The sequence below is a fragment of the Photobacterium sp. OFAV2-7 genome (assembly GCF_022347985.1).
Classification (GTDB): domain Bacteria; phylum Pseudomonadota; class Gammaproteobacteria; order Enterobacterales; family Vibrionaceae; genus Photobacterium.
Genome location: NZ_JAKRFQ010000183.1, coordinates 1 through 7,163, shown reverse-complemented (window position 1 = coordinate 7,163; position 7,163 = coordinate 1). Strand labels below are relative to the sequence as shown.

The 7,163-nt window shown below is 49.0% G+C and carries 6 protein-coding genes; 4 read left to right on the top strand and 2 right to left on the bottom strand.

All coding sequences use genetic code 11. The features are described from left to right. Positions 1 to 162: 162 nt before the first annotated feature. Positions 163 to 465 carry a DUF1330 domain-containing protein gene (locus MHN01_RS11575; protein WP_239411493.1) on the top strand — a complete coding sequence of 101 codons (303 nt, stop codon included), beginning with the start codon at positions 163 to 165 and terminating at the stop codon, positions 463 to 465. A gap of 289 nt (positions 466 to 754) precedes the next feature. Here MHN01_RS11575 and MHN01_RS11570 read toward each other — a convergent pair whose 3' ends face one another. Together MHN01_RS11570 and torS are read right to left on the bottom strand one after the other, a co-directional pair. Beyond that, positions 755 to 1,393 (bottom strand): HAD hydrolase-like protein, encoded by a 639-nt coding sequence (locus MHN01_RS11570; protein WP_239411492.1) that lies wholly within the window; start codon positions 1,391 to 1,393, stop codon positions 755 to 757. Between the two features lie 57 nt (positions 1,394 to 1,450). Beyond that, complete coding sequence (torS, locus tag MHN01_RS11565; protein WP_239411491.1) at positions 1,451 to 4,408, bottom strand: TMAO reductase system sensor histidine kinase/response regulator TorS; 2,958 nt, start codon at positions 4,406 to 4,408, stop codon at positions 1,451 to 1,453. Between the two features lie 101 nt (positions 4,409 to 4,509). On the opposite strand from torS, the gene torT reads away from it, so the two are divergent. The 3 genes from torT to MHN01_RS11550 form a co-directional block, all read left to right on the top strand. Further along, positions 4,510 to 5,583, top strand: coding sequence for a TMAO reductase system periplasmic protein TorT (torT, locus tag MHN01_RS11560; protein WP_239411494.1), 1,074 nt, complete (start codon positions 4,510 to 4,512; stop codon positions 5,581 to 5,583). 196 nt (positions 5,584 to 5,779) lie between these two features. Next, positions 5,780 to 6,238: a methylglyoxal synthase gene (locus MHN01_RS11555; RefSeq protein WP_239411490.1), complete on the top strand. Its 459-nt coding sequence runs from the start codon at positions 5,780 to 5,782 to the stop codon at positions 6,236 to 6,238. Positions 6,239 to 6,418: 180 nt separating this feature from the next. Then, on the top strand, positions 6,419 to 7,163 hold a 745-nt coding region (locus MHN01_RS11550; RefSeq protein WP_239411489.1), incomplete at its 3' end, for a zinc-binding dehydrogenase.

The following is a 7,163-nucleotide window of genomic DNA, read 5'->3' as shown; positions in this document are numbered from 1 at the left end:
TAAGCAACTGGCGGTTTCAGAATTGTAACTGTTATCTCTTAGTTTCACCCCTTGACGCGGCATTACCCGTATGAGGGAGTTGCATTTGATATTTCCCTCAAAATAGCTTTAATAGACCTTGTTTTTTTAAACACTGAGTATCAGACAGGAAGGAGCAAAACCATGTCAGCATTAATGGTTGCATTTGTTAGGGTTCATGACTTAGAAGCTTATAACCGTGAATATCTCTTTTCAGCGCATCCCCTTATTGAAAAATATAATGGCAAAGCACTAGCAGTATCTGAGAAGGTAAAGCCAATCCAAGGAAAGCTTCCAGAAGGTAAGTTTGTTATTTTAGAATTTCCAACCACTGAGCAAGCTGAAGCATATTACTATTCCGCTGAACATCAAGCACTTCTAGAAAAGGGAAACAAATATTTCAGCTCAGATAGTATTATTGCAGAAAATGAACTTCATAGAGATTAAATTGGGAAATTACCATGCCTGCATACATGCTAACCTTTGTCTGAGTTCATGATCACGAAGCCCATCAACGTGACTATCTAACAAAAGCTCACGCGATCCTGACTATCAGCCATTAAAAGCATTGCGTGCATCTTTCCTGGATGCGGACATGGCGATTATTGAGCAAGTTTTTTAGTTCAGGTAAAACCTGAATAAAGACAAGATAAAATAAATAGGCCGATGTTCAGTCAACATCGGCTTTGCTTTCTATATGGAACCATAAGTAATGCCAATTTAATGGCCAGGAGTCTTAACTCAGAAGCTCAAGCAGTTGCTCCGGGCGGTCAAACAGGTGCGTAGGTGAGGCTTGCTCAAGCTCCTCCCTTGAACCATAGCCCCACAGCACGCCTGCCGAGTCCAACTTATTATGCTGTGCAGCAGTCAGATCAACGGCTCTGTCACCAATCATGACGGCATTTTGACTAATCGTTCCTGACCGAAGCAGAGACTCAAGCTGCTGCCATTTTTCAATACCGATATCGCCACCGCTTACAAACTCAAACACATCAAGCAAGCTGAACATAGTCAGGATCTTCTTGGCAAAATCAGCCCGCTTTGACGTACAGACGCCAAGCCGGCAGCCTTCTTTTTCCTTCAATGACAGCAGTACCTGTTTCACATTTGGATACAGATGGTTTTCTGAGTAACCTACTTCAGCATATCGCTCACGATACTTGGCAACTATCATCTCAATGAACAGCGGATCATGGTTACCTGTCAACTGAACGAAGGTTTGATCCAACGGTGGACCAATATAAGCCGCTATATCGGCTTCGCTTTGTGGAGCAAAGCCATAATGCTCAAGGGCGAAATTAAACGATCTGACAATACCCAGCTTTGGATCGCTGATCGTGCCATCCAAATCAAAGATCAGCCATTCATAGCTCATGAGACCTCCTTGTTTACTTTCATATTCCTTTACATGTCAGTAGCCTAGCAGGTTCTGCTAGGAAGAAAAGGCAGCAAAAAGAGCCTGCTTGGACTCGTCAAAAACCACTGACAACTCTGAGACATCCAACTGACTAATATCCCCTTCTTTAGCCGACTTCTCAAACGCCAGGCACGTTTTGTGAAGCCTTGTCAGTCCCATAGTTCCTGCCGCCCCTTTCAGGGTATGGGCAAGGCTTGAAACTTGCTGCAAATTACCGTTATCAATCTCAACCAGCAGCTTATCGAGGGTCTCTGAGGAAGAGTCGACGAATAAGCTAATCAACTTATTCACCTGCGCTTCGCCCAACACCTTCAAATCGCTGCCCAATACGTTTTCATCCAGCAAAGGCCACACTTGTTCGTTATCCACTTCGTACTGCTCCTGGTTTTGTTCATTCTCGTGACCCGGCCTGTCATCTTGCACAGCCCGGCTTACCTTGTCTTCTACCACGACCCGCTTATCACCCGACAAAATACTGCCCAGTGTCTCCACCAGCTGTTTCTCGACCAAGGGCTTTGGCAAGAAACCGGCAAAGCCGGAGGCCAGGTAAATTTCGACTTCTTCGCGGAATACATGGGCAGAGAAAGCCACCATTGGCGTTGGCTCAAACCAAGCCTCCTTGTGTCGTGCCTCCTCGATCCGTCGCAGCTTATGCAGCAAAGTCACCCCATCGGTATCTGGCAGATTGATATCAAGCAAAGCGATATCAAACTTCTGCTCTGCGTAGGCCTGCTCGGCCTGTTTGCCATCTTCGGCAATCACAACGGTATGGCCAAGTCGGTGCAAGAAGCCTTCGGCAACAAGGCTGTTTACCGGGTTGTCCTCCACCAGCAATATGTGTGCAGAAGATAAAGCCTGTGTCTGACTATCAACCACATGGGAGCGCTGCCCCGGCTGTAGCTTAAGGGTAAACCAGAAACAGCTCCCCTTGTTCGGGGTGGAGCGAACACCAATCTGACCGCCCATCGCCTCGATAATCCGCCTGCTGATGGCAAGCCCCAGTCCAGTACCTCCCATCGTCTGGCGCCCTTCAAGTGACTGCTGGAAGGCATCAAACATACTTTTCTGTTCATCCTCGGCAATACCTATGCCGGTATCTTCAACTTCAAAGAGCAACTCGTCGGCAAAAGTCGGATCCTGGCGCACCTGTATCCGCACCTGTCCTTCATCGGTAAACTTAATCGCATTGCTGACCAGGTTAACCAGTACCTGCCTCACCCGTGTTGCATCACTTACCCAATAATCATTGGTACCGGGTTCGATTTGGCTAACTAGCTTGATGCGCTTGGCCAGGGCACGACTTTCAAGCATATCGTAGACATCTGACACCAACTCAGACAGAGAAAAGTCATTAAGGCGAATATCAAGGTGCCCGGCTTCAATTTTCGAATAGTCGAGAACATCATTAAGAATGTCCAACAAAGACTCACCACTGCGGTTAATCACGTCGAGATATCTCGCCTGTTTGGCCGTCAGCCCTGTATCGGCCAATAACGATGCCGTACCCAGTACGCCATTCATCGGGGTGCGGATCTCATGGCTCATTGTCGCCAGGAAGGCAGATTTCGCCCGGTTGGCCTTTTCTGCTTCAGCACGCGCCTTGGCGTGGTTCTCTACTTCCAGATTAAGTTTACAGTTGGCTTTTTCCAGCTCACTGGTTCTTTGGGCAACTAAGCGTTCAAGACTGGTTTTGTGTTGTTGTAACTCAGAACGGATTTTTGATTCGACCTGTGCCAGACGATGGCGCTCATAGGCCGTGTCTCGGGCCACCATAATCGCCCGCCCCATCTGTGCCAGCTCATCTTCACCATGCACAGACAACTGAATTTCCAAATCACCGCGGGCCAAAGACATCAGCGCATGGCTATAGTCGTTGATCCGACTGATAACACGGGCATAGACGTAACGCCACATAATCAAAACCAGGACCAGCAAGCCAACAACGGAAATACCAATCAGGCTGTTCCTTGCAACCGTCAGCGTTTCGTCAACTTGTGTCACGGCCTGTTGGGTCCCTTCGTTCGCGGCAGTGATAATATCGCCCACCGTCTGGTTAAGTTGCTGGAACAGGACAAGGTTTTGCTGCTCCATCCGCTCGACATCTTTTTTGGCATACAGCAGTTGCTCCTGAGTACCAAACAGCATCCCGCCATGATTCAATGTCCTTGTCAGCTCCAGTAACTGAACCGAACGGCTCGGGTCTTCTACCGACTTGACCCGATGATGCATTACCGAAACCGCATTGTTATAGCGTTCTTTGATGGCCATCAGTGATGTGATGCTGTCGACCCGGTTGGAATCATCAAGCATATTGATCACCTGCAAGGAGAGAAAACGCAGCTCAAACAGGCGCTCGGTAAGATCCATATCCACTTCGACCAGGCTATCCAACGCCTTAAACACCGCAAGCGTATCACCGGCATCAACCAGATCGTAAATGCGGGAGACATTCGCCACCGCAATAGTATTGGCATTGGAAACCTGAGACTGAGACAAAGAGTCTATTTGCCAAGTGGCGTTGGCCATTTCTTCGGTCAGTGTATTGACCTGAGCCTGTAAATCAATTTTCCGTCCAACAAGCAGCCCCAGCATCGCAAGGTTGTCGACAATTCGCTTCACGTCATCTTCGAGCTGACCCACCAGGGTAGATTCGAAAGAGTACTGCTCCAACTCTCGCAAGCTATGCTTCAGCCCTTCGATGTGAATCGTCAGCGCTTTACCCTGACGCTCTCTCTCCTGCTCTGTCGTCGACTTGGCCAGCACCTGTGCGGTGAAAATAATCCGGGTACTGAGGTCGGAAAGCTCACGCGCCTCGGCTAACGCTGGTACCGCGGAGTTAATTACCGTTCGTTCAGTTTTGGCGACCAAAGAGAAGCCAGCCACACCAATAACCGCAGCAATTATCATCAGCCCGGCCATCGACGAGAAGGCAATCAGCAGTTTTCGACCGATGCCGCTAGGAGTGAATGTCATACAGAAGAACCACAACAGGAAAAATTAGGTTTAACCACACAAAATAAAGCATTACTATTTTGCCAGCGATGCAGGTATAGATGCTATTAATCATGAATAAAATGCGAATTTTTTCTTTCTTATTACTCTTTATTTCTTTTCAACCGGCCTACGGGGTGGAGATCATTACCCACAAGCCCCCTTTTGCCGATGATAAACAGTCTCGCACCATCACTTATCAACCACTAACAACGGCATCTAAACCCTGGAAAATTTGCAGCGTGTACCCGCATCTGAAGGATTCCTACTGGCTCTCGGTCAACTACGGCATGGTTGAACATGCCAAAAAGCTCGGTGTTGAACTGAAAGTGCTGGAAGCTGGCGGGTACCCTCATCTGGAAAAGCAGCAGACCCAGATCAAGGACTGCCACCAATGGGGAGCCGATGCCATTATTCTTGGTACCGTTGACAGCACGGCCTACCAGGGAATGCTGTCTCAGCTCACCGGTGAAATTCCGGTCTTTGCCACAATCAACGATATTGATGTTACCGATCCCGATATCCGCAAAAATATCACAGCCAAAGTAGGGGTAGACTGGTACGAAATGGGCCAGGCTGCAGGCGAATTTCTTGCCAAGCGCCATCCTCGCGGCAGCGGTGTTGTTAATATTGCCTGGCTTCCGGGACCTTCCCAGCGCGGCGGCACCAAGCCGGTTACCCAAGGGTTTCTGGATGCCGTACAGGACAGTGATATCAATATCATTAAAACTATGTGGGCAGATAACAGCAAAGAGCTGCAACGCAACCTGATCCAGAAGCTTTTTGCCAGTGGCCAACACATTGACTATATCGTTGGCGGTGCGGTTGCAGCAGAAGTAGCAATCAGTGAATTGCGCTCCAATCACAAGTCAGACGATATCAGCATCGTTTCCACCTACCTCAGTCACGGAGTGTATCGAGGTCTTCGTCGTGGCAAAATTTTATTCGCCCCGACCGATAAAATGGCTCAACAGGCTATGTTGTCTCTCGATCAGGCCGTTCGCCACCTTGAAGACAAACCCATCGAGCGCGATCTGTCACCCAAAATTGAATGGCTGACTCCGACACACCTACCAAAAGATGTCATTGCCGATTCCTTGTCACCGGCAGAGTTTAGGCCTGCCTTTAGTGTCTACGACCACAAGGTTCGGCGATAAACAGGCTAAGCACTCGCATCACTATGATTTATTGGCATATTATCGTTGCCATATAGCTCAGGCTATACCCATTAGGGCGATTAATGTTACCCATCTTTGATTTCAACTCTTTGGGTTGTACTTCTTTGGTTCGCTTTGATATTAATGTTTATAGTTTTTTCTATTGATAATATTCACCATCTTAGTGGAGTCCTGGATGCAAGTAACGACCCGCACAATGCAAGCCAACAAGCACATTGCCCTTGTGGCACATGACAACTGTAAGACGCACCTTTTGCGTTGGGTATCAGAGCATAAGGACAAGTTGCGAGACCATACACTGTACGCAACAGGAACAACCGGCCACATGCTGTCTCGCGAGACCGGCCTTGAAGTAAATTGCCTGCTGAGCGGCCCGATGGGTGGCGATCAGCAGCTTGGCGCCCTTATCTCAGAGGGCAAAATCGATATAATGATTTTCTTCTGGGATCCACTCAATGCGGTTCCGCATGACCCGGATGTGAAGGCACTTCTGCGTATTTCTGCGGTCTGGAATATCCCGGTTGCAACAAACCGTGCCAGCGCTAACTTCATGATTTCTTCGCCTAAACTTGAGGAAGAAGTGGATATCGAAATCCCGGATTACAACGCCTACCTTTCAGAGCGCCTGGACTGATACATACCGCTTTTGCTGGCAACAAACCCTTTCAAAGCCTTCTCACCGAGAAGGCTTTTTCGTTTTCGCCTCGAAAATCTTGATTTTACTCACCTATTCTCATTCCTTGGCAAGCAGGCAGCTGAATTTGGCCTATGTTAATAAAAACTAAAACAAAAAAATAAACAGAAGTGGTGGCACATGAAAGCATGGAAATTAACGCAACCGGAAGGACTCGGCTCCCTGAAGCTGTCGCGCGCCGCGAAGCCAATTCCCGCCTCGGACGAAATCTGTATTGAAGTAAAGGCCGTTGGCCTCAACCCTATCGACTACAAACTCGCCAGCTGGGGCTATGCCACCTGGCAATACCCACAGATCATCGGGCTTGATGTCGCAGGTGTAGTCTCCGTGGGCGGGAATAATGTTACCCACTTTCAACCGGGGGATCGGGTGTTCTGCTTTGCCGATCCCCGCCAGGCAGGTGGATTTGCCAACTTCACAGCCGTCAAGGCACATGCTCTTAGCCGCATTCCCGACTCCGTCAGCTTTGAACAGGCCGCAGCCCTGCCCTGCGCAGGTTATACGGCGTGGCAGGCAGTCCATGACAAGCTGGATATCAAACCCGGACAAAGGATTGCAATAACCGGGGCAGGAGGAGGCGTCGGCGGATTTGCCGCCCAGTTGGCAAAACTGGCAGGCGCAACCGTCTATGCCATCGCCGAAGAACGACACCATCAACGCCTGCTAAGTTACGGTGTCGATGCCGTCATCGACCCGAAAACAGAGAATGTAGCAATGCGGTTGATTGAGCTGACCGAAGACCAGCTCGTACACGCTGTCATTGACTGTGTGTCAGCAAAGTCCGGCAGTGTTATGAGTGCCCTTATCCGCTACAACGGCGAGATAGTCATGGTAGCCGATCAGTTCAATCAGGTGCCGCTTCTTG